Source organism: Streptomyces sp. NPDC051738 (genome assembly GCF_044453205.1).
Lineage (GTDB): Bacteria > Actinomycetota > Actinomycetes > Streptomycetales > Streptomycetaceae > Streptomyces.
Window position 1 is genome coordinate 275,277 of record NZ_JBITCM010000015.1, and the last position, 21,083, is coordinate 296,359.

The following is a 21,083-nucleotide window of genomic DNA, read 5'->3' on the forward strand; positions in this document are numbered from 1 at the left end:
TGTTTCTCAGACTCCTCCCGGATACCCCCACAGGGTAAGGGTCCAATGGCCCAGGTGTTTTGGCCTCATCGGCCCATGACGCGCTGCCGGGCGGGGGTGACGGTGAAGGTGAGGAACCGGGAAGACGCAGGCGCCAGGCCCCGTCTCCCGCAGCCCGGCGAGGAAGCGGGTGACCGTGATGTTCTGGTACGACCACGATCCCAGTGGATGGGGCTGGTTCACCATGTCGGTCGGCATGATCCTCTTCTGGGCGGTGATCATCACCTTCGGTGTGCTTCTCTTCCGGGCCCTGTCCCGGCCGGGTGACATGAAGACGGCGCTCGGACCCGTGCCGCCGCGCCCCACCGCCGAGCAGCTCCTTGCCGAACGCTTCGCCCGCGGCGAGATCGACGAGGACGAGTACCACCGCCGCCTGACCGTCCTGACCGGACACGCCGACGACGGCCCCCGGCTCAGCAAGAGCTGACCGCAGAACCGGCGGGCACTCTTTCGAGGAGGCCCGCGATGGACACCAACCAACGCAACTACGGGCTGTACGCCGTCGCGGTGGCCATCTCCGTGGTCGGTGCTCTGGCCTTGGGCGTGCCGGTGGCTACGCTCTTCTTCATGGCCATCGCGCTGGCCTGCCCGCTGATGATGATCTTCATGATGCGCGGCGTGCACGGTGGCAGTGGCATGCATGGCGGCCACGACAGCTCCCACGAGTCCCGACGCGAGGACGATCCGCCGGCCAAGCACGACTGGCCGCAGCTGCGGAGTTGACCGACCGGTCCGGCAGGCTGCCATGCCCGCGGTGATCGCCGTACTGCTCAGGGGACATCCTGGCCGGGAGAACTGGTTGAGCATGATCCCCGCCTGGACCATGGTGGTCGTCTCCCGGTAGACGGTGTGGTCCTCGGTGAAGTCCGAGCACGGGAGTTCCGGCGGCATGGATGTGCCAGACGAGCACGGCGGTCACGCCGATGGCCTGGATGCAGCGGCGCCGAGCGGCGAAGAACTTGGTGCCGGCGTGCTTGTCACGGACCGGGATGATCTTTCTTAGCGCCCGCACGGTGAGCTGTTGCCCGGGTGGAAGGTGTCCTCCTCCGTCCCTGAGGAGCTTGAAGGTGCTGTAGAAGAGGACCGCGGCGAAGGGCGTAGAGGATGGCGGTGAAGCGGCTGGGCACGGACTACACCGAGGATGAGGTCACGGCGAAGACGAACAGGTTGTCGACCGCCGACGCAGCCAAGGTCGATATCGCCACCCCCGATGCCCTCCCGTCTCAACCGCCTCGCTGACGGCGGGCCGCGTCTCTGCCTACGACCAGCCGCCCGAGTCGGACGAGTAACGCCGGCCGAGACGGTGACGCTTTCGGGGTGCTTGCCGTTCCCGTTCCAGGAGCTCATGAAGGCGCCACCGTGGTCGGCCGTACGTTTCTGCGCTGCTGGCGGTCAGCGCTGTGGGGCGCTGCCCATCTCTGCTGCGAAGACCACCGGGTCGCTGTCGAACCCTCGGACCATCTCGTGAAACTCCCACGCTCCGGAGGTGTCCCGGGCGAACTCGGCGACGGTCGCGGCGGTGGATCCGGCGACCTGCGCGAACTCGTCCTTCAGCAGCTCTTTGTACTCCTCGACCACCAGCACACCGGCATTCGATATGTCACCGAAGGTCTTGGGGCTGCTGTTCTGGTGGATGGCCACGCCCACAACCACCCGTGCGAAGGAAGAGGCGAGGCGATCAAGCTCCAGCGTCATCACTTCGACATAGCCGAAGCCCTGACCGGTCTGGCTGTGCCGGCTCATGTTGATGGTGCCGTCCGGTGAGCGGCTGTCGAAGTGGACGACGTACACCGGTCGCCCGTAGGGGGCGTCCGCCGAGTAAGTGGCGGCGATGATGTCGAGATGATGAGGTGACTGATCCCAGGGACTCGGGTCCCACTTGAGCCGCACCTCGGCCTTCCTCACTCCCTGGTTGTCGCTGCTCACCGGATTGCCGCCTCTTCCGTATCGAGAGTCATCAGGGGATGGATGGGCCCCGCATAGTCAAGTATGGTTCTCGGTCACCCTGTTGAAGCCTTGTGCGGCTGGGCCCCTGCGGCGGGCCGGTGCCTCGGGGGCACTGAAGTACTGGCCTTCCGGTGTCCCGTGCACGAACAGATCGGACAGCCCGGGTAGTGGTGTGCAGGCCAGGGGGACAGACACTCCGCCGACCGGCGTCGGCGGCGACGCGTCGGAGGCCAGGGTAGCCGCCAAGGGGTCCGGCTAAGGCGGCTCCCGCGAAAGGAGCTTACGGCGACCGCCAGGCTCGGCAGTCACCCCGCCGGCGTCGGGATGGACGCCGAACGCGGCCCAGGTCATGGGCTCGAACGCCGCAGCCTGCACGTCATCCAACACCGCTCGTCATCACGACGGAGCGGTGCCGTATTGCGCCTCAACCTCGCCTCCGCCGACGCAGCGACCGAAGGATCTTCGGCATGGCGCCGCCGATGACGAGGGCCGCAAGAGGCAGGACCACATCGGACCACGGGTCACGGATGGGCTTGTACGTGGCGGTGCCGTCGCGGATTTCGATGTAACCCAAGGGCTTGGCCCCGGCCCCTCCTCCGCCACCTCCTCCTTCGCCGGTTTTCGTGGCGCCGACTTCGCGTCCGGCGCCGCCACCGAATCCGAAGCCGACCTCGGCGACCGGGATGACAGTTAGACCGTCGGCAGTGATGGGCTCACCGTAGACGGCGGTTACCGAGGCGCGGCCGCCGAGCTTGTCGGCGAGGCGTTCCAAGAGAGTGACGGAGGCGTGGGCGGCCGTCATGTCGGCCAGTGCCGCGCGTTCTTGGTCCCCCGTTGGCACCGGCTCGCTCTCGTTCTTGGGGGCGGTCATGGTGTGCCGCCCGGGTGAGGACGCTCGGCGGTGCCGAGAATGTGGGTGGCTGCCGGGGAGGGCAGGCGCGTCTCGGGGAAGGCGAACTTCTCCACCGAGGTGAGGGCGAACCCGGCGGTGGTGATGGCCGCTTGGGTGTCGCGGCCGGTGTGGCAGCCGCCCATCAGCAGGGGCCAGACGGTGGCGTCCAACGCGCGCTGCACACAGCGCATGCCGGGTGAGTCGGCGCGTACGTGCTCGAAGAAGCGGAGCTGTCCGCCGGGCCGCAGGACGCGGTGGAGTTCGGCGAGCGCGGCGTGCGGGTCGGCAACCGAGCACAGAGTCAGACACACGACAGCCGCGTCCAGCGAAGCGTCCACGACGGGCAGTTGCTCGGCGATCCCGTCGGTCACCTCCACCTGCACCGGGGCGGTACGGGCAGCCTGCTCAGCCAGCACGCGAAGGCGCGGTTCTGGCTCGACGGCCAGCACACGCTTCACCTCTGGTGGGTAGTGCGGGAAGTTCAGTCCATTGCCCGCGCCGATCTCGATGACCTCGCCGGCCAGACCGGACAGCAGGCGCGTGCGGTGCTCGGTGATGCCTGCCTTGTCCAGGGCGGGCCCGGCGATCCGTGCGTAGAACCGGGCGAAGAGCGGATGGGGCCGGATGGTCCGTGAGGTCATGGCTGGTCACCGTCCTCCTCGACAGCGTTGCCTTGAGGGCTACCATGTTTTGCGGAGGTACTACATAGTGAAGTCACTTCACGATATGCCCGAGGGGATCGCTTCCGCCAGTGTCTCGCTGGACCGGCTCTTCGAGCTGGCCGAGGTGCTCGGCTCGATGATGGAGCGCGGGGTTGCCGAGCACGGGCTGACCCGCGCGCGGGCCGGGCTGCTGTGGGCGCTGTTCCATGACGGGGCGATGACCCAGCGGGCGCTTGCCGCACGGCTCCAGGTCACCCCGCGCAATGTCACGGGCCTGCTGGACGCCCTGGAGGCCGACGGCCTCGTTGCCCGCGCGGCCCATCCGACCGACCGGCGCGCCACCCTGGTGTCCCTCACCGAGCACGGCCGCACCCTGACCGCCGGGCTGCGCGGGGGGCGTGACGCGCTGGCCCTGGAGCTCTTCGGGGACATGCCCGCAGCCCAGCTGGCCGCGATCCAGGACGGCCTGGAGACGGTGATCGCCCGGCTGCACGCCATCGACCGGGTCAGCACCTAGCCCGGTCGCAGCCACTCCAGGTCGCAGGGGGGTGGTCGCCGCGCGGCCAGGTGCCTGCCCTCCCTGGGCGATTCCCGGAACCCGTTGGGCATGGGTGTCGTATCCGTCCGCCCGCCGATCGTCTTCTTGGTAGAAGGGTCGGCCGGCCCTGCGTAAGAGCCTGAGAAGGGACGTTCCCATGTCATCGTCAGCCATCCCGAAGCCGATTCCCGATGCCTACCGCCGGGTCACCTCGTGCCTGGTCGTCCAGGGCGCCGCCAAGGCGCTCGAGTTCTACGGCGAGGTGTTCGCAGCCACTGAGCGCATGCGGTTCCCGGGACCGGGCGGGACCATCGCGCACGCCGAGATCGAGATCGGGGACTCGGTCGTCATCGTCGAGGACCCCTCGCCCATGCTGGGGACCGAGGCCCCGCCAGCTGGCGGCCTGCCTGGCAGCCCTGCCTTCCTGTTCGTCTACGTCGAGGATGTGGACGCCGTCGTCGCACGCGCCGTGGAGCTGGGGGCGACGCTCAAGCGGGCGCCGGAGGATCAGTTCTACGGGGACCGGGACGGATCCATCGTGGACCCGTACGGGCACTGGTGGACGGTGGCCACGCATGTGGAGGACGTGTCGCCGGAGGAGATGGAGCGGCGGATGGCCGCCATGCTGGAACAGGGAGGTGCCTGATGAAGTACGTGCTGTTGTTCGTCGACACCGAGGAGTTCGCGGCGGAGCTGCAGGCGATGGGCCCGGCCGAGCATGCACGGGCGTACGAGCGGGTCTACGAGTGGTTCGCTGCCCACGCCGGCAAGATCACGGGCGGGCAGAAGCTGCGAACGCCCGAGACGGCGACGACCGTGCGGCTGGAGGGCGGGGAGCCGGTCGTGGTCGACGGGCCGTTCGTCGAAGGCAAGGAAGTCGTCAGCGGATACGCCGAGATCGAGGTCACCGACCTCGATGAGGCGCTGCGCATGGTGCGCACCTGGCCTGGCTGCCCGGTGGTGGAGATCCGCCCCGTAGAGACCAGCCCGCTGGGGTGAGAGCCACGTGACGGCACCGTCGTACCGAGCGGCCGAGTCACACGACCGGCTGGCCCGCGTGGTCCGGGAGCACGCGGGCCGGCTGGCCGCCTCGCTGATACAGGTGACCGGCGACTTCTCCGCTGCGGAGGACCTGGTGCAGGACGCCGTGCTGGTGGCGCTGAAACACTGGCCGGTGGACGGGATCCCGGAGCGGCCCGACGCCTGGCTGTTCACGGTGGCCCGGCGGCGCGGGCTCGACCTGCTGCGGCGCCAGGAGAACTACCGGCACAAGCTGGCGCAGCTGCGGTGGCCGCCGGAGGAGGGCGAGGCGTCGGAGCCGGACGAGCGGCTGCGGCTGGTCTTCACCTGCTGCCATCCCGCGCTGACCCGGGAGGCGCAGATCGCGCTCACTCTGCGGGTGGTGTGCGGGCTGACCACCGCGCAGATCGCCCGGGCGTTCCTGGTGCGGGAGTCCACCGTGGCGCAGCGCATCACCCGCGCCAAGCAGAAGATCACCAAAGCCGGGATCCCCTACCGCGTTCCCGACGACGCGGAGCTGGGCGGCCGCCTCTCCCAGGTCCTCGCGGTGATCTACCTGCTGTTCAACGAGGGCTACCTCTCCACCGCCGAGCAGGCACAGTCGCGCGACCTGGCCGACGACGCCGAATGGCTGGCCGCCCTGCTGCACCGGCTGATGCCGACCGAGCCCGAGGCGGCCGGGCTGCTGGCGCTGATCCGGCTGCACCGCGCCCGCACGGCCGCCCGCTTCACCCCCGAAGGCACGCTGGTGCGGCTGCAGGACCAGGACCGCTCCCTGTGGGATCACGAAGCGATCGCGGAGGCCGCAGCCCTGCTGACACGCGCCATCAAACGGCAACGCCCAGGCCCGTACCAGCTCCAGGCCGCCATCGTGGCCTGCCATGCGGAGGCCGCACGCTGGGAGGACACCGACTGGGAGCAGATCGTGCTGCTGTACGACATGCTGCTGCACCTCGCCCCGTCCCCGGTCACCCGACTGCACCGGGCTGTCGCCCTCCGCCGCACCGAGGGGCCGCAGGCCGCCCTGGCACAGGTCGACGGCCTCGCCGGAGAGCTCGACCACTACCACCTGTTCCACGCCGTCCGCGCCGACCTGCTGCGCGACCTGGACCGTCCCGACGAGGCCCGCGCCGCGGATCGGCTCGCGCTCGAACTGACCGCCAACCCCGCCGAGCGCGCCGTACTCCATGAGCGCGCGGGCTTCTAGACAGGCCGGCGGATATTTCCGCCAGCACGCCGTACCGTGCGACCGCCCCCGAAGTTCCTGGTGCTCGTGGTGGCCTCCCGCGCCGCAGGTCCCCGGTGGTGGCGCTCAGCAACTCGGCTGGGCCCGGTGCCAGGGGCCGTCCGGCCGGGTGGGCCGCGCGTCTGCGGCCAGTCGCAACGCGTATACCGGCCGGTTCGCGTCGTCGGTGACTGGTCCGAGGTAGTGGTGGCCGGTCATGTGGCACCAGGCGGGCAGGTCGAGCGGGGCCGCCGGTTCAGTCGCGATGACGTGTACGACGGTGCCCGGTTCGACGGCGTCGATCTCCTTGCGGGGGTGGAGCAGCAAGGTGACGCAGAGCAGGCCGGTGCCGTCGACGGTGATGCCCGGCGCGCGGGTCTGGGGATGCATGTGGGTCATCGGCAGTAGGCGGTGGAGTCGAGCGCGCACGTCGACTGGTTGTAGAGCGGGATGTGGATGGCACCTTGCGGGTCGCGGTGTCCGCCGGCGTACACGTTGCGGGTGGACGGTGACTGCGCGGTGGGGTCGGTCATGCCTCTCCTGCTCGTCGTCGGTTCCCTCCCGGGCTGGTAGGCCCGGTCAGTGCGAGGCAGCCGCCTTGGTGAGTGCGTCAGCCGCCGTCTGGATGTCGCCGGTTGTGGTCCAGCGCCCCAGCGACAGCCGCAGCGCCCCGAGCGCGCGGGCCGGATCGAGGCCCATGGCGGTCAGGACCGGGGAGGGGGTGTGGGTGCCGCTGTGGCAGGCCGACCCGGTGGAGGCCGCGATCTGGTGGGCGGCGGCGAGGAGTTCGTGGCCGAGGGTGCCGTCGATACTGACGTTCAGCGTGTTCGGCAGGCGAGCTTTCTCGGGGCCGTTGAGGTGGACCCGGCCCGGCAGCGCCGCTGTCAGCCGCTGATGAAGGTCGTCGCGCAGGGCCGCGATCCGTTCCTGGCCGCCGTCGGTGAGGTCGGCGGCCGCGATCCGGGCGGCGGTGCTCAGGGCGACTGCCAGGGCGACGTTCTCCGTCCCGGCCCGCAGGCCGTGCTCCTGCCCGCCGCCGTAGACGACCGGCTCCAGCCGCACGCCGTCGCGTACGTACAGCGCGGCCGCGCCCTTCGGGGCGTACATCTTGTGCCCCACGACGGTGAGCAGGTCCACGCCCAGGGCGCGGACGTCGAGGGGGATCTTCCCTACCGCCTGGGCGGCGTCGCAGTGGAACAGCGCCCCACGCTCGTGGGCTAGGGCGGCGAGTTCGTTGATCGGTTGGAGGGCGCCGGTCTCGTTGTTGGCGGCCATCACCGACACCAGCACGGTCTCCTCATCCAGCGCGGCGGACAGCGCGGCGGGATCGACCAGCCCTTCGCCGTCGACGGGCAGCACGCTGACGCACGCTCCATGCAGGCGCTCCAGCGCGTGGCAGGTCTCCAGGATGGCCGGGTGCTCGGTGACCTGCGTGATCACGTGGGGACGCGTACGGCCGGAGGCGAGGACCGCGCCGCGCAGCGCCAGCAGGTCGGCCTCGGAGCCGGAGGCGGTGAACACGATCTCCTCGGCACGGGCACCGATCAGGGCAGCGACCGGTGCGCGGGCCTCGGCCAACACTCGCCGGGGCTCGGCGCTGTAGGGATGGCTGCTGGAGGGGTTGCCGAAGAAACTCGTCAGGTGCGGGCCCATCACCTCGGCCACCCGCGGATCGACGGGGGTGGTGGCGTTGTAGTCCAGGTAGACCGGCCCCCCGGCAAGCCCCGGATGCTCGGGCACGAGGCTGCCGGTCATGCCAGATCCCCGGCGTCGACGGGCAGGTCGGCCAGTCGCCACTCCAGCATCCCGTCGTTCAGGCGGATCGCCCGGCGGCCTCGATCGGTCAGCAGCCGCACCGCGTCGTAGGCAAGCACGCAGTACTCGCCACGGCAGTACACGACGATCTCCGTCTCCTCGGGCAACTCGTCGATCCGGTCGGTCAGTTCCTCGACCGGGATCGACACCGCACCCGGGATGTGCCCGGCCCGGTACTCCTCCACCGGCCGCACGTCCAGCACCACCACGGCCCCGGCCGCCACGCGGACGCGCAACTCCTCGTGGGTGACCTCCGCCGCACCGTCGTCACCGAGGTAGGCGTCCCGCGCCGTGGGTACGGCCGCCTGGTGGGCCTCGGCGACCTTGCGCAGCAGCGCGAACAGCTGGGCGACGTCGTCCCCGGCGAGCCGGTAGTGGATGCGCACGCCCTGCCGGCGGGTGGCGACGAACCCGGCCTGCTTGAGGGTCTGCAGATGCGCCGAGGCCGTCGTCAGGTTCAGCCCCGCCGCCTTGGCCAGGGCGTCGACCGTGCGCTCGCCCTGGGCCAGCAGATCGAGCAGTTCAAGGCGCTTTCCGCTGGCCAGCGCCTTGCCGCTGGTCGCGAACGCGTCGTACAGCTGCGCCTTCGTGCCGGCCGTGGTGTTTCCCGTCATGACATCCTCCATAAATCCATGGAATATTGTAAGTGGCGGGTGAGGGTCGTGACCACACTCCCTCTCGCATCCCAACCTTGGAGGACCCGATGGGCTTCGCCGACGACCACCTGATACCGCTGGTCGACGCCGGGCTGGGCAACAGCGCCTACCTCGTCGACCTCGGCGACGGCCGCGCCCTGGCGGTGGACGCGAGCCGCGACCTGCGCGCTTTGCGGGAGGTTGCCGGGCGGCGCGGGCTGACCGTCGCCTTCGCCGCCGACACCCACCTGCACGCCGACTTCATCACCGGCGCCCTCCAGCTCGCCGCCGACGACGGCGCCACCATCCTGGCCTCTGCCGCCGGACACCGCGCCTTCCCTCACTCCGCGCTCGCTGACGGCGACGAGACCGACCTGGGCGGGCTGACCGTGCGGGCAATGGCCACCCCCGGTCACACCGACGAACACCTGTCCTTCCTCCTCCTGGACGGCACCCGGGAGCTGGGAGTTTTCACTGGTGGGTCGCTGATCGTCGGTTCGGCCGCCCGCACCGACCTGCTCGGCGCCGACCGTGCGGAGGAACTCGCCCGTGCCCAGTACCGGTCCCTGCGGCGGCTGGCCGAACTCCCGGATACGACCGCGGTGTGGCCCACGCACGGCGCCGGATCCTTCTGCTCCGCCCCGCCCGGCGCCGAACGCGCCACGACCATCGGCGCCCAGAAACGGGCAAACGCCCTGCTCGCCGCGCCGGACGAGGACACCTTCGTCCGCGAACTGCTGCGCAGCCTCGGCTCCTACCCCGCCTACTTCGACCGCCTGGCCGAGACCAACCGGCGCGGCCCCGCAGTACTCGCCGCCGCACCTTCGATTCCCGCGCTGTCCGGAGCCGCCGTACGCCGCCTGCTCGGCCAGGATGCGCAGATCGTCGACGTGCGGCCGTTGCCGGACTTCGCCGCCGGCCACGTCCCCGGCGCCGTTTCGATCCCTCTGCGCGACCAGTTCGCCACCTGGCTCGGCTGGCTGCTGCCCGACGACACGCCGCTCGTCTTCATCATCGCGCCCGGCCAGGACCTCGCTGAACTCACTTGGCAGGCCCTGAAGATCGGGTACGAGCGGCTGGCCGGCCACCTGACCATGGACGCCTGGACGAGCGACGGCGGAGAGCAGGAGACCGTCGAACTGCTCACTGCCGAGCACATCGGCGACCGCCCCGTCCTCGACGTCCGCCAGCAGTCCGAGCGCGACGCCGGGCACATCCCCGACGCGGTCGGAATCGAACTCGGCGAACTGGCCGCCCATGCCGACGATGCCCCTTCGGGTGCTGTGGTGCACTGCGGGCGCGGTGAGCGCGCGATGACCGCCGCGAGCCTCCTGCAACGCGCAGGCCACCACGGCCTCGCCGTCCTCACCGGCGGACCGGACGACTGGGCCAAGGCCACCGGCCACGCGCTGAAGGAGGGTGCGTGACGACCACGACTGCCGGCGGCGTACGGCTCGGACTTCGTGCCAACCTGGCCCAGTTCAGCCTGCTCGTCCTCGTCAATGCCCTGGTCGGTGGCATGCTCGGCCAGGAACGCACCGTCCTGCCCCTCCTCGCCGACGACGTATTCCACCTGTCCGCCTACACCGCCGCCCTCACCTACATCCTGGCCTTCGGCGCCACCAAGGCCATCACCAACTTCTTCGCCGGCACCTGGTCCGACCGCTACGGCCGCAAGCCCGTACTCGTCGCCGGCTGGCTGATCGCCCTCCCGATACCCGCGATGCTCGCCTGGGGCCCGTCCTGGGGCTGGATCATCGCCGCGAACGTTCTGCTCGGCGTCAACCAGGGCCTGACCTGGTCCACCACCGTCATCATGAAGATCGACCTGGTCGGCCCGGAACGCCGCGGTCTGGCCATGGGCTTCAACGAGGCCGCCGGGTATGTCGCGGTGGCCGCCACTGCCATGGCCACCGGCGCCATCGCCGAACACGCCGGACTGCGCCCCGAGCCGTTCCTCCTCGGCGCCGCCTACCTGGTCCTGGCCCTGGGCCTGTCCACCCTCGCCGTCCGCGAGACCCGCGACCACGCCCGAGCCGAGGCCGCGCTTCACCCCGTACAGACAGCCACGGAGGTGACCACGGCCCAGATCGCCCGCCGAACCAGCTTCACCGACAAGGCCCTGTCCGCCGCCAGCCAGGCCGGCATGGTCAACAACCTCAACGACGCCCTCGCCTGGGGTATCTTCCCCCTGCTCTTCGCCGCCCACGGCCTGTCCATCGCCCAGATCGGCGTCCTCGCCGCCCTCTACCCCGCCGTGTGGGGCGCCGGCCAGATGCTCACCGGCTGGTGGTCCGACCACATCGGCCGCAAACACCTCATCACCGCGGGCATGGTGCTCCAGGCGGCAGCCATCGGCCTCGTCGCGGCCGGAACCACCTTCGCCGTCTGGGCCATGGCCCAGGTCCTGCTCGGCGTCGGCACCGCGCTGGTATATCCGACCCTGCTTGCCGTCATCGGCGACGTCGCCCACCCCGCCTGGCGTGCCCGTGCCGTCGGCGTCTACCGCCTGTGGCGCGACGGCGGCTTCGCTGTCGGCGCCCTCCTCGCCGGAATCCTCGCCGACGCCTACAGCCTCACCACCGCCATCTGGGCGGTCGCCGCCCTCACTGCCGTCTCCGGCCTGGTCGTCGCGGTCCGGATGTACGAAACCCACCCGCGACCCGCTCCGGCGGGCAACTGAGACCACACTCGTCGAAGGGCCCCACCGCGAACGGTGGGCCCTTCGACATCGTGCCCCGTTAGGCACTGGCGGTGGATACGAGACTCAAACTCGTGAGGGGTTGCCCCAGTACGCGGTGGAGGGTGTCGAGGATGAGGTCGGCCCTGGCTTGGCGGTCACGGGTGAGGACAGGGGAGACAAGCAGGTCGGCGGCGTGCAGCATGGGTCGCCGAGGCCGAGGCGCTCGGCCGGCTGGAGGGCGTTGAGGGCTGCTTCGTAGGACTGGACGACACCGCCGCGGCCCGCCTGGGTACGGCCGATGGCGGCCCGGCCGCCATCGGTGGCGGCGCGTGCCTGCTTGGCGAGGTAGGCGAGTACCTCGCCCTGGTGGCCGGAGGCGATGCACAGCACTCGGCCGTCCTGTGGGTAGGACGTTGCGGCCGCCGAAGCGGGGGATGAGCGCCCGTTGCACCTGGCGGGCGTCGGATCGCCCTCGGCGGAGGTGGTGGGGCCCTGCGCGACGGCGACCGCGTGCGCGTGGGACAGGCGCAGGCCGAAGCGCTCGGCGCGTTCGGCGAGGCGGCCGAGGTCGCTGCGGCTGGAGAGGAGCTCGTCGATGAACTCACGGTGGACGACCTCTTCTTGGCGTACGGCCAGGCGCTGGGCGCTTTGTGACCTTCGGCGAAGGCGTCGACGACCGGCTACGGCGGCGAGCGTTCTGTCGTCCGAGCCGGGGGTGTCGGGCCACGCCGTGTGGGCGGCGCCAGGTACGCGTTGCCCGGGACGCGCAGGCCATGGCCGGCTTTCCGCGATCCGTTCTTCCAGGGCCCGTTGGGGAAGCGATCTCGTCGCGGGTGAGGCGTCGGCCGGTACCGAAGCGTCCGTCAGGATGCGGGCGTAGCCGTCGAAATACTGCTGGGGGATGTCCCGGTCCGTCACGCCGTCCCCGGCTTCTTGACGCGCTGGTAACGGTTTCTTAGCGGTCACCGGCATGCAGGCATTGATGAACACTGCCGGAAACCGGCAATGCCCGGGCGGAATTCGGTGGGGCAGTATGGCTCGCAGGGGCCACGGCCGTTGGTTCCATTGCCCGACACCGGCAGGTGTCCGTACGGGGGCCGCAGGAGCCGTGCGTCGCCGGACCGGCTGGCGTCGGCGCGGGTGTGCGTGCCGAGGATGGAGGGGGACCGGGAGATGCGGACATTTCTGGCAGCGGCCACGGGCCTGCCTGCGATCCTGCTGACCACTGCCCTCGTTGTGGTCGTCTGCTTCTGGCTCCTCGTCGCCGTGGGCGTCGCAGACGCCGACAGCTTCGACACGGACGTGGACCTACGGGCGTGGCGCATGAGCGGGGTGCCAGTGACGGTCGCATTCTCGCTGCTGACGGTCCTGGCCTGGTCCCTGAGTGTCGGAGCGGCGGTTCTCCTGGCCGTCTTCGTGCGCACAGGGCTGGTCGCCGGAGTGCTGCGCCTGATCGTGCCCGTGGGGGCGCTGATCGTCGCCTGGGCCGCGACCAGCCTGATCGTGCGGCCGTTGCACCGCCTCCACCCTGATGAACCGGGACTGCCCGTGCTGAGCGAGGCTCGCACGGGCACCGCCGCCGCGCTGCCGCATGCCCGCAGCCGTGATGCCTACGGAGGCGTGCCGCGCGACGCCGTGCTCCATTCGCGGGACCGCGCCGCCTGAGCGGCGCTGCCGCAGGATCTCACCTCCGGCCTCTCCTCTTCACGCTCAATTCCCTTACGCCTGAAGGACGTTTGCCATGGTTGCCATGATCGTGGGCATCGGCGTGCTCGTCGCCGTCTGCTTGCTCGTCGTACTCGTCGTCGCCCGGTTGTTCCGCAAGGTGGAGCAGGGCAAGGCGCTGATCGTCTCCAAGATGCGCAAGGTCGATGTGACTTTCACTGGGCAGGTCGTCTTGCCGGTGCTGCACAAGGCCGAGGTGATGGACATCTCGGTGAAGACCATCGAGATCACGCGGGCCGGCAAGGAGGGGTTGATCTGCCGGGACAACATCCGTGCGGATATCCGGATCTCGTTCTTCGTGAAGGTCAACAAGACCGTCGAGGACGTCATCAAGGTCGCCCAGGCCGTCGGCACCGCACGGGCGAGCGACCGGAACACGCTGCAGGAGCTGTTCCACGCGAAGTTCTCCGAGGCGCTGAAGACGGTCGGCAAGCAGCTGGACTTCACCGACCTGTACACCAAGCGCGAGGAACTGCGGTACCGGATCATCGAGGTCATCGGCGTCGACCTCAACGGTTACCACTTGGAGGACGCGGCGATCGACTACCTGGAGCAGACGCCGCTGACCCAGCTCGACCCTGCCAACGTCCTTGACGCCCAGGGCATCCGGAAGATCACCGAGCTGACGGCCGTGGAGCACGTGCGCACCAACGAGGCCCAGCGCACCGAGGAGAAGGAGATCACCCGGCAGAACGTCGACGCCCGCGAGGCCATCCTGGAGCTGGAGCGCCGTCAGGCCGACGCCGAGATCAAGCAGCGGCGGGAGATCGACACCGTACGGGCCCGGGAAGAGGCCGAGACGGCGCGGGTGGTCGAGGAGGAGCGGCTGCGGGCGCAGTCCGCGTTCCTCAAGACCGAGGAGCAGCTCGGTGTGCAGCGCGAGAACCAGGCCCGCGAGGTCGCCGTCGCGCAGAAGAACCGCGAGCGGGTCATCGCCATCGAGAACGAGCGCATCGAGAAGGACCGCCTCCTCGAAGTCATCGCCCGCGACCGGGAGACCCAGCTGACCCGGATCGCCGCCGACAAGGAGGTCGAGGGGGAGAAGCGGGAGATCGCCGAGGTCGTCCGCGAGCGGGTGGCCGTGGACCGTACGGTCGCCGAGCAGGAGGAGGCCATCAAGAAGCTGCGCGCCGTGGAGGAGGCCGAACGCGGCCGGCAGGCCGTGATCATCGCCGCCGAGGCCGAGGCGCAGGAGCAGCTGGTCAAGGACATCAAGGCCGCGGAGGCCGCAGAGCAGGCCGCCGTGCACCGTGCCGCCGAGGAACTCACCCTGGCCGAGGCCCGGTTGAAGAGCGCCGACCTCGACGCGCAGGCCAAGCTGCGGCTCGCCGAGGGCATCCAGGCGGAGTCCGCCGCCGAAGGACTGGCCGCCGTCCAGGTCCGCGACAAGGAGGCCGAGGTCATCGAGAAGGCCGGCCGTGCGGAGGCTGAGGCGACTCAGGCCCGGCTGCGTGCCGAAGCTGACGGTGCGCGGGCCAAGGCGCTGGCCGAGGCGGAGGGCATCAGCGGGAAGCTGAAGGCAGAGGCGGCCGGTCTGACTGAGAAGGCGGCCGCGATGGCGGCCCTGGACGACGCCTCCCGCGGTCACGAGGAGTACCGGCTGCGGCTGGAGGCCGAGAAGGACATCCGGCTCGCCGGGCTGGATGTGCAGCGGCAGGTCGCCGAAGCGCAGGCCACAGTGCTGGCCACCGGGCTGGAGAACGCAGACATCAACATCGTCGGCGGCGACTCGGTCTTCTTCGACCGGCTCGTGTCCTCGATCGCGCTCGGCAAGGGCGTCGACGGATTCATCCAGCACTCCGACACCGCCCAGGCGCTGGCGAAGCCCTGGCTCGACGGCACGTCGAGTTTCACCGACGACATCAGCCGCGTCCTCGGCTCGGTCTCCACGGCCGACGTGCAGAACCTGACCGTCTCCGCCCTGCTGATGAAGCTCATGAACAACGGCGGCGCGAACGCCGGACAGTTCCAGCAGCTCCTGGACAAGGCAGGCGAGCTGGGCCTCGCCGACACCTCGCTGGCCGCGCTCAACGGCAGCGTCAGGGCCTGACCCGCGCCGGGGGGGCCTGACCGGCACGCCAGGACCTCACCTGCGCCGCCACGGCCCTACCTGGCCCGTGGTCCGGAGCTGCCGCACAGGGGACGGCAGCTCCGGACCACGCCTTCTTCGACTTCCTGAGAGGGACCCCATGACCACCGGTCTGGACACCGGCACATACGAAGTGCTGCGCGACCGCCTCACCGCACAGGCCGCCGAACTCGCCCGCCGCGCCGAGGCGCTCAACGTCCGCCGCATCGAGGAGTTCGGCTCCGTCCGGCTGGAGCTGACGAGCACCGAGCGGCTGCGCACCGAGTACAACTGCGTGCCCCGCGACATCGTCTCCGTGGGCGACACCCTGCTCTTCGGTCACAACGTCTTCCTCGGCCTGAAGCCGGAGACGACGGTGGGCGACGTCTTCGCGCTGTACGACCGGGACCTGAACCGGCTGCCCGAGGACACCGTGCCGGGCTTGCTCGACGACCCGGCCTTCGTACGGGAGTTCGCCGCGCTCTACCGCTACTACCGTCAGGCCCACCTCCTGCAACTACGCACGACCGACGGCAAGTTGCTGGCCGTCTTCCAGACGGGCGAGAAGGCCGGCGACATCCGTGTCCTGCGCTGGGCGCTGACCGACGACGGCCGGGCGGCCTTCCTGGACGCCCGCGGCGACCGTGACCACGTCTTCCCGCCCTCCCACGACTTCGAGTGGACCCGGACGACGCGCGAGGACCACGTCCTCGGCCGCCACCCGCACGTCTCCATCGGCGGCGAGGTCTTCGTCGAGACCGTCGGCGGCACTCTCACCGTCAAGGTCGAGGACAACACCGAGACAGGCGAGGGCATTTACACCGAGCCGGTCGCCGAGCCGCTGCAGTCCCTCGCCGACGCGGACATCGCGTACGCGCGCGTGGGCGCCCTCATCCTGGTGGACGTCCTCCCCTACAAGGAAGACGTCCACCGCTACCTGGTCTTCAACGCGCTCACGAAGACCGTCGTCCGCCTCGACGGAATCGGCCGGGCCTGCCGAACGCTGCCCGAGGACCAGGGGATCGTCTTCCCCGGCGGCTACTGCCTGGCCACGGGGGCGTACAAGACGTTCGACGGCATCGACACCGCTGACCTGGAGTTCGAGCGGGTGGTCCGCTCACCCAACGGCGAGGATGTCCTGTTCGCGTTCCACGCGCGCGTGGAGGGACGCAGCCTGCTCCTGCACTACAACGTGATCCGCAAGGAGGTAGCCACCCCTCTGTCCTGCCACGGCTGGGCCCTCTTCGACGACGGCACACTCATGGTCCTGCGTGCGGACAGCGACGAGCCGCAGCGCGTCCACCCGCTCCAGCTGTGGAACTCCCCGTACATCTCCGACACCCACGCCGCCGCCCAGCCCGTCGGCACCGGCCCGCTCGCCCGCGTCGGCAACGCCGACCTCGTGCGCGGCATCTCCGACTGCCTGTCCATCACGCGCGCTGTCGCCGAGACCACCCCGACCGGCGAGATCTACGAGGCGCTGGCCGCCGCGTGCGTCCGGGCCGCCGACTCCTACCACTGGCTCGACGAGCCCGAACTCGGCGCGCTGCACGAGCCCCTCACGCAGGTCCGGGCGACCGCCGAGCAGGTCCTGGCCGAGTTCGAGACCGTCCAGGCCCTCACCCGCCAGGCCGCCGACGCGCTCGCGGAAGCCGCCGCGCGGGTCGCCGCGGTCGTACGACGCCTGCGCGGCGAAGCCCCCCGCGGCGCCGCCGCATGGGTGGCCGGCCTGACCGAACTCCGCCACGCCCAGGGACACCTGCTCACCCTCAAGGACCTGCGCTACGCGGACACTGCCCGCATCGACCAACTCGCCGCCGACGTCGAGGCCGACCTCGCCACCTTCGGACAGCGGGCCGTCACCCACCTCGCCCGTGAGGACGCCTTCACCGACCACCAGGCCGACATCGAGCAGCTCGTCACGGATGCCGAGGCGATCGCCACCGTCGCCGAGGCCGCACCCGTCGCCACCCGCCTCGACGAACTCGCCGACGGCTTGCACACAGTGACCGAGGTCATCGCCGGACTCGACATCGGCGACGCCACGATCCGTACCTCCATCCTGGAGCGGATCGCCGAGGTCCTCGGCGGCGTCAACCGCGCCCGAGCCACCCTCGACGGCCGACGCCGCGCACTCCTCGACCGTGAGGGACGGGCCGAGTTCGCCGCCGAGTTCGCGCTGCTCGGACAGGCCGTCACCGGTTCCCTCGCGGCCGCCGACAGCCCTGAGACGTGCGACGAGCAACTCGCCCGCATGTTCGTGCAGATGGAGAACCTTGAGTCCCGGTTCGCCGAGTTCGACGACTTCCTCGGTGAACTCGCGGACAAGCGCGACGAGGTGCACGAGGCGTTCTCCACCCGCAAGCAGACCCTCGCCGATGCCCGGGCCCGACGCGCCGAGCGCCTGGCTGACTCGGCGTTCCGCGTGCTGCAGACGGTGACCCGGCGGGTGGCCACGCTCGCCGACGCGGACGCCGTCGCCACGTACTTCTCCTCCGACCCGATGCCGGCCAAGGTCCGCCGCATCGCCGCCGAACTCCGCGAACTCGACGACCAGGTCAGGGCGGAAGAGCTGGACGGCCGACTGAAGTCAGCCCGCCAGGAGGCACTGCGCGCCTTGCGCGACCGCACCGACCTCTACGCCGACGACGGCCGCACCCTCCGCCTCGGCACCCACCGCTTCGCCATCAACACCCAGCCTCTTGACCTGACACTGGTCCCGCACGGCGAGGGCCTGGCGTTCGCGCTGACCGGCACCGACTACCGCTCGCCGGTCACGGATCCCGACTTCGCCGCGACCCGCCCGTACTGGGACCGCCCGCTGCCGTCCGAGTCGCCGGAGGTCTACCGCGCCGAGCACCTCGCCGCCCGGCTGCTCGACGAACACGGCCCGGCCGTGCTCGCGGCGGCCGACCTGCCCGTACTGGTCCGGCGGGCCGCGGAGGCGGCGTACGACGACGGCTACGAGCGCGGCGTCCACGACCACGACGCGACCCTGATCCTCACCGCGCTGCTGCGGCTGCACGACTCGGCGGGCCTGCTCCGCCACGAACCCGCCGCCCGCGCCGCCGCCCACCTGTTCTGGGCGCACGGCACGACGGCCGAGGAGCGCGACAGCTGGACCCGGCGGGCGGTGTCCATGGCCCGCGCCCGCGACACGTTCGGCCTCGCGCCCGCGATCGCCGACCTGCAGGCCGAGCTGGCGGAGGCGCTCGGGACGGATGCGGCGGCCGCCTACCTCTTCGAGGAGCTGACGAGCGGCCCCGACGGCTTCGTCATCAGCGCCGGCACCCGCACACTGCTCGACAAGTTCCGCCGCACGGTGGGCACGTCCGCCTACGACGACGACCTCGCAGCCCTCGCTGACCTGGCCGCCCGCCGGCAGCTCGTCGAGGCGTGGCTGACGTCGTACACCACCGCGACCGGCACGGACATCACCCCCGGCGACCTGGCCGAGGCGGTCGCCGCCGAGCTCTGCCTGGACCTGCCCCGCTACGAGTCCCACGCACCGCTGACCGAAACAGTCGAGGGACTGCTCGGCACCCACCCACGCATCACCGGCCGCACGCTCACCGTCCGCATCGACGAAATCCTCGCCCGCACCCGGGAGTTCCGCGTTCGCGAGGTCCCCGCCCATCGGGCGTACCAGCGCCGCCGTACAGCGTTGGTGGCCGCCGAGCGCACCCGCCTCCGCCTGGACGAGTACCGGCCGCGGGTGATGTCGGCCTTCGTGCGCAGCAAGCTCATCGACGAGGTCTACCTCCCCCTGGTCGGCGACAGCCTCGCCAAGCAGCTCGGCACCACGGGCGAGGCCAAGCGCACCGACACCGGCGGCCTGCTCCTCCTCATCTCCCCGCCCGGCTACGGCAAGACGACGCTCGTGGAGTACGTCGCCGACCGCCTCGGCCTGATCCTGGTGAAGGTCAACGGCCCGGCACTGGGCCACGCGGTGACCTCCCTCGACCCGGCCGAGGCTCCGAACGCGACCGCACGCCAGGAGATCGAGAAGATCAACTTCGCGCTGGAGGCGGGCAACAACACCCTCCTCTACCTGGACGACATCCAGCACACCTCGCCCGAACTCCTGCAGAAGTTCATCCCCCTGTGCGACGCCACCCGCCGCATCGAGGGCGTACGGGACGGCGAACCGCGCACCTACGACCTGCGCGGCAAGCGGTTCGCCGTCTGCATGGCCGGCAACCCCTACACTGAGTCCGGCAGCCGCTTCCGCGTACCCGACATGCTTGCCAACCGCGCCGACGTGTGGAACCTCGGCGACGTCCTCACCGGCAAGGAGCAAGCCTTCGCGCTCAGCTTCATCGAGAACGCACTCACCGCGAACCCGGTCCTCGCCCCGCTCGCCGGCCGCGACCGCACCGACCTCGACCTGCTGATCCGCCTTGCCGAGGGTGACACCACAGCCCGCGCCGACCGACTGACCCACCCGTACGAACCCGCCGAACTGGAGCGGATCCTGGCCGTCCTGCGGCACCTGCTCGCGGCCCGCGCGACGGTCCTGGCGGTCAACGCCGCCTACATCGCCTCCGCGGGCCAGTCCGATGCCACCCGCACCGAACCGCCCTTCCAACTCCAGGGCTCGTACCGCAACATGAACAAGATCGCCCAGCGCATCCAGCCGGTCATGAACGACACCGAGTTGACGGCATTGATCGACGATCACTACACGGCCGAGGCCCAGACCCTCACCACCGGCGCCGAGGCCAATCTCCTGAAGTTGGCGGAACTGCGCGGCACACTGACGGACGAACAGGCGCTGCGCTGGGCCGATCTGAAAGCCGCGTATGCCCGTACCCAGACACTGGGCGGCCCGGACGACGACCCCTTCACCCGCGCGGTCGCCATCCTCGGGCTGCTCGCCGACCGGGTCGCGGCCGTGGAGACGGCAATCAACCGCGCCGCCGACCCACGCCACCTGATGGCCAATCCCGTTGCCCGGCACGCGGCTCGTCCGACCTCGAAGCCGGGGGAGGAGTGACGTTGAGAGAGGGCAAATGGACCGGAGTGAAGACGATCTTCTCGCCGACGAACTTGTTGCACTGGCGGGGGCGGCGGGGGCCAGTGAGCGGATCATGCGGCCTTGTGGCCGGAGTCGGTGTGCTCCTCTCTATGCGCGCCAACGCCGGGCGCCACCCGGAGCTGCCCCGTGACCAGCACGAGCGTTGCTGCCCCGGCGCTCAGCAGCCCCGGAATGGCGAACATGGTGCGCTGATCGATCTTGATCAGTGCCTCGTACTCGGTTCGGGAGATCTCGACCTCCTGGCGCGGGATGCCGGTGTAGAGGGCGTAGTAGCGGCCGTCCCGGGGGGCGAGGGCTTGCCGGTTGTCTCCGGTGCTGCTGACGACCAGCGCGATTCCTGCGGCGAAGACGGCGAGGAGACACGCCTGCACAGAACGCGGGAGGCAACGCAGGGCGAGCCACTGCAGCGACGGGCTCCGACCCAGACGAACACCATGGGTTTCTAGGAGGATGCCGCGGACGAGGGCGGTGATGAAGGTAGGGAAGAGCGCCAGCATGGTGAGGCCGACCGCAGGCTTTCCGTCCCCGATACCGAGGGCCCCGGCAGCAGAGTGAGAGCGGCGGCGGACAGTTGAGCGACACTCAGTACGAGTGCTGCACCTGCGTGCACCGCGAAACTTCGTCTCATGCCACTCCTCCGTGGTCTCCCGCCCGCAACTCCAGCGCGGGAGGAGGCTTGCACAGAGATCGGCGGACAGACATTGCCCTCTTCCCGGTCTTCGTACGTCTTCCGTGTCCGTAACTCGAATCACTCGGCAGCCCTGCGCAGCGGTCCACGGGAAGATGCGGTGGCGAC

20 protein-coding genes are annotated in these 21,083 nt (G+C 70.4%); 11 read left to right on the forward strand and 9 right to left on the reverse strand.

What is annotated here, in order from left to right; translation table 11 throughout:
* Positions 1–178 precede the first annotated feature (178 nt).
* Entirely contained in the window at positions 179–466 is a 288-nt protein-coding gene (locus ACIA8X_RS31955; protein WP_393444375.1) for an SHOCT domain-containing protein, read from the forward strand.
* A gap of 38 nt (positions 467–504) precedes the next feature.
* Positions 505–762 carry a hypothetical protein gene (locus ACIA8X_RS31960; protein ID WP_393443924.1) on the forward strand — a complete coding sequence of 86 codons (258 nt, stop codon included), beginning with the start codon at positions 505–507 and terminating at the stop codon, positions 760–762.
* Positions 763–1,431: 669 nt separating this feature from the next.
* Here the strand turns inward: ACIA8X_RS31960 and ACIA8X_RS31965 are convergent.
* The 3 genes from ACIA8X_RS31965 to ACIA8X_RS31975 form a co-directional block, all read right to left on the reverse strand.
* Complete coding sequence (locus ACIA8X_RS31965; protein ID WP_393443921.1) at positions 1,432–1,965, reverse strand: TerD family protein; 534 nt, start codon at positions 1,963–1,965, stop codon at positions 1,432–1,434.
* Between the two features lie 445 nt (positions 1,966–2,410).
* Entirely contained in the window at positions 2,411–2,857 is a 447-nt protein-coding gene (locus tag ACIA8X_RS31970; protein WP_393443919.1) for a spore germination protein GerW family protein, read from the reverse strand.
* A complete protein-coding gene (locus tag ACIA8X_RS31975; RefSeq protein ID WP_393443917.1) occupies positions 2,854–3,519 on the reverse strand; it encodes a class I SAM-dependent methyltransferase in 666 nt (221 codons plus the stop codon). The genes ACIA8X_RS31970 and ACIA8X_RS31975 overlap by 4 nt, the downstream gene beginning before the upstream one ends.
* An 85-nt stretch (positions 3,520–3,604) precedes the next feature.
* On the opposite strand from ACIA8X_RS31975, the gene ACIA8X_RS31980 reads away from it, so the two are divergent.
* The 4 genes from ACIA8X_RS31980 to ACIA8X_RS31995 all read left to right on the forward strand — a co-directional run bounded on the left by ACIA8X_RS31980 (position 3,605) and on the right by ACIA8X_RS31995 (position 6,305).
* A complete protein-coding gene (locus ACIA8X_RS31980; RefSeq protein WP_393443915.1) occupies positions 3,605–4,057 on the forward strand; it encodes a MarR family winged helix-turn-helix transcriptional regulator in 453 nt (150 codons plus the stop codon).
* Positions 4,058–4,235: 178 nt separating this feature from the next.
* Positions 4,236–4,724 carry a VOC family protein gene (locus tag ACIA8X_RS31985; protein WP_393443913.1) on the forward strand — a complete coding sequence of 163 codons (489 nt, stop codon included), beginning with the start codon at positions 4,236–4,238 and terminating at the stop codon, positions 4,722–4,724.
* Positions 4,724–5,077 (forward strand): YciI family protein, encoded by a 354-nt coding sequence (locus tag ACIA8X_RS31990; protein ID WP_393443911.1) that lies wholly within the window; start codon positions 4,724–4,726, stop codon positions 5,075–5,077. The genes ACIA8X_RS31985 and ACIA8X_RS31990 overlap by 1 nt, the downstream gene beginning before the upstream one ends.
* A 7-nt stretch (positions 5,078–5,084) precedes the next feature.
* Positions 5,085–6,305: an RNA polymerase sigma factor gene (locus tag ACIA8X_RS31995; RefSeq protein ID WP_393443909.1), complete on the forward strand. Its 1,221-nt coding sequence runs from the start codon at positions 5,085–5,087 to the stop codon at positions 6,303–6,305.
* A gap of 105 nt (positions 6,306–6,410) precedes the next feature.
* Here ACIA8X_RS31995 and ACIA8X_RS32000 read toward each other — a convergent pair whose 3' ends face one another.
* The 4 genes from ACIA8X_RS32000 to ACIA8X_RS32015 are packed head-to-tail and all read right to left on the reverse strand — an operon-like array spanning position 6,411 to position 8,752.
* Positions 6,411–6,713: a sulfurtransferase TusA family protein gene (locus ACIA8X_RS32000; protein WP_393443907.1), complete on the reverse strand. Its 303-nt coding sequence runs from the start codon at positions 6,711–6,713 to the stop codon at positions 6,411–6,413.
* Between the two features lie 5 nt (positions 6,714–6,718).
* On the reverse strand, positions 6,719–6,856 hold the full coding sequence (locus tag ACIA8X_RS32005; RefSeq protein ID WP_393443905.1) for a hypothetical protein: 138 nt from the start codon (positions 6,854–6,856) through the stop codon (positions 6,719–6,721).
* Between the two features lie 46 nt (positions 6,857–6,902).
* On the reverse strand, positions 6,903–8,078 hold the full coding sequence (locus ACIA8X_RS32010) for a cysteine desulfurase family protein (RefSeq protein ID WP_393443903.1): 1,176 nt from the start codon (positions 8,076–8,078) through the stop codon (positions 6,903–6,905).
* Positions 8,075–8,752: an ArsR/SmtB family transcription factor gene (locus ACIA8X_RS32015; protein ID WP_393443901.1), complete on the reverse strand. Its 678-nt coding sequence runs from the start codon at positions 8,750–8,752 to the stop codon at positions 8,075–8,077. The genes ACIA8X_RS32010 and ACIA8X_RS32015 overlap by 4 nt, the downstream gene beginning before the upstream one ends.
* Positions 8,753–8,829: 77 nt before the next feature.
* Between ACIA8X_RS32015 and ACIA8X_RS32020 the strand changes: the two genes are divergently transcribed.
* Positions 8,830–10,200, forward strand: coding sequence for a rhodanese-like domain-containing protein (locus ACIA8X_RS32020; RefSeq protein ID WP_393443898.1), 1,371 nt, complete (start codon positions 8,830–8,832; stop codon positions 10,198–10,200).
* Entirely contained in the window at positions 10,197–11,456 is a 1,260-nt protein-coding gene (locus tag ACIA8X_RS32025; protein WP_393443896.1) for an MFS transporter, read from the forward strand. The genes ACIA8X_RS32020 and ACIA8X_RS32025 overlap by 4 nt, the downstream gene beginning before the upstream one ends.
* A gap of 84 nt (positions 11,457–11,540) precedes the next feature.
* Here ACIA8X_RS32025 and ACIA8X_RS32030 read toward each other — a convergent pair whose 3' ends face one another.
* Positions 11,541–12,374: a hypothetical protein gene (locus ACIA8X_RS32030; RefSeq protein ID WP_393443894.1), complete on the reverse strand. Its 834-nt coding sequence runs from the start codon at positions 12,372–12,374 to the stop codon at positions 11,541–11,543.
* A 255-nt stretch (positions 12,375–12,629) separates the two neighbouring features.
* Between ACIA8X_RS32030 and ACIA8X_RS32035 the strand changes: the two genes are divergently transcribed.
* From ACIA8X_RS32035 to ACIA8X_RS32045, 3 genes are all read left to right on the forward strand, one after another.
* Positions 12,630–13,121: a hypothetical protein gene (locus tag ACIA8X_RS32035; RefSeq protein WP_393443892.1), complete on the forward strand. Its 492-nt coding sequence runs from the start codon at positions 12,630–12,632 to the stop codon at positions 13,119–13,121.
* A gap of 76 nt (positions 13,122–13,197) precedes the next feature.
* Complete coding sequence (locus tag ACIA8X_RS32040) at positions 13,198–15,231, forward strand: flotillin family protein (protein WP_393443890.1); 2,034 nt, start codon at positions 13,198–13,200, stop codon at positions 15,229–15,231.
* A 139-nt stretch (positions 15,232–15,370) separates the two neighbouring features.
* On the forward strand, positions 15,371–20,245 hold the full coding sequence (locus ACIA8X_RS32045) for a DNA repair ATPase (protein ID WP_399459724.1): 4,875 nt from the start codon (positions 15,371–15,373) through the stop codon (positions 20,243–20,245).
* Positions 20,246–20,337: 92 nt separating this feature from the next.
* Here ACIA8X_RS32045 and ACIA8X_RS32050 read toward each other — a convergent pair whose 3' ends face one another.
* Entirely contained in the window at positions 20,338–20,658 is a 321-nt protein-coding gene (locus tag ACIA8X_RS32050; protein WP_393443886.1) for a hypothetical protein, read from the reverse strand.
* Positions 20,659–21,083 lie beyond the last annotated feature (425 nt).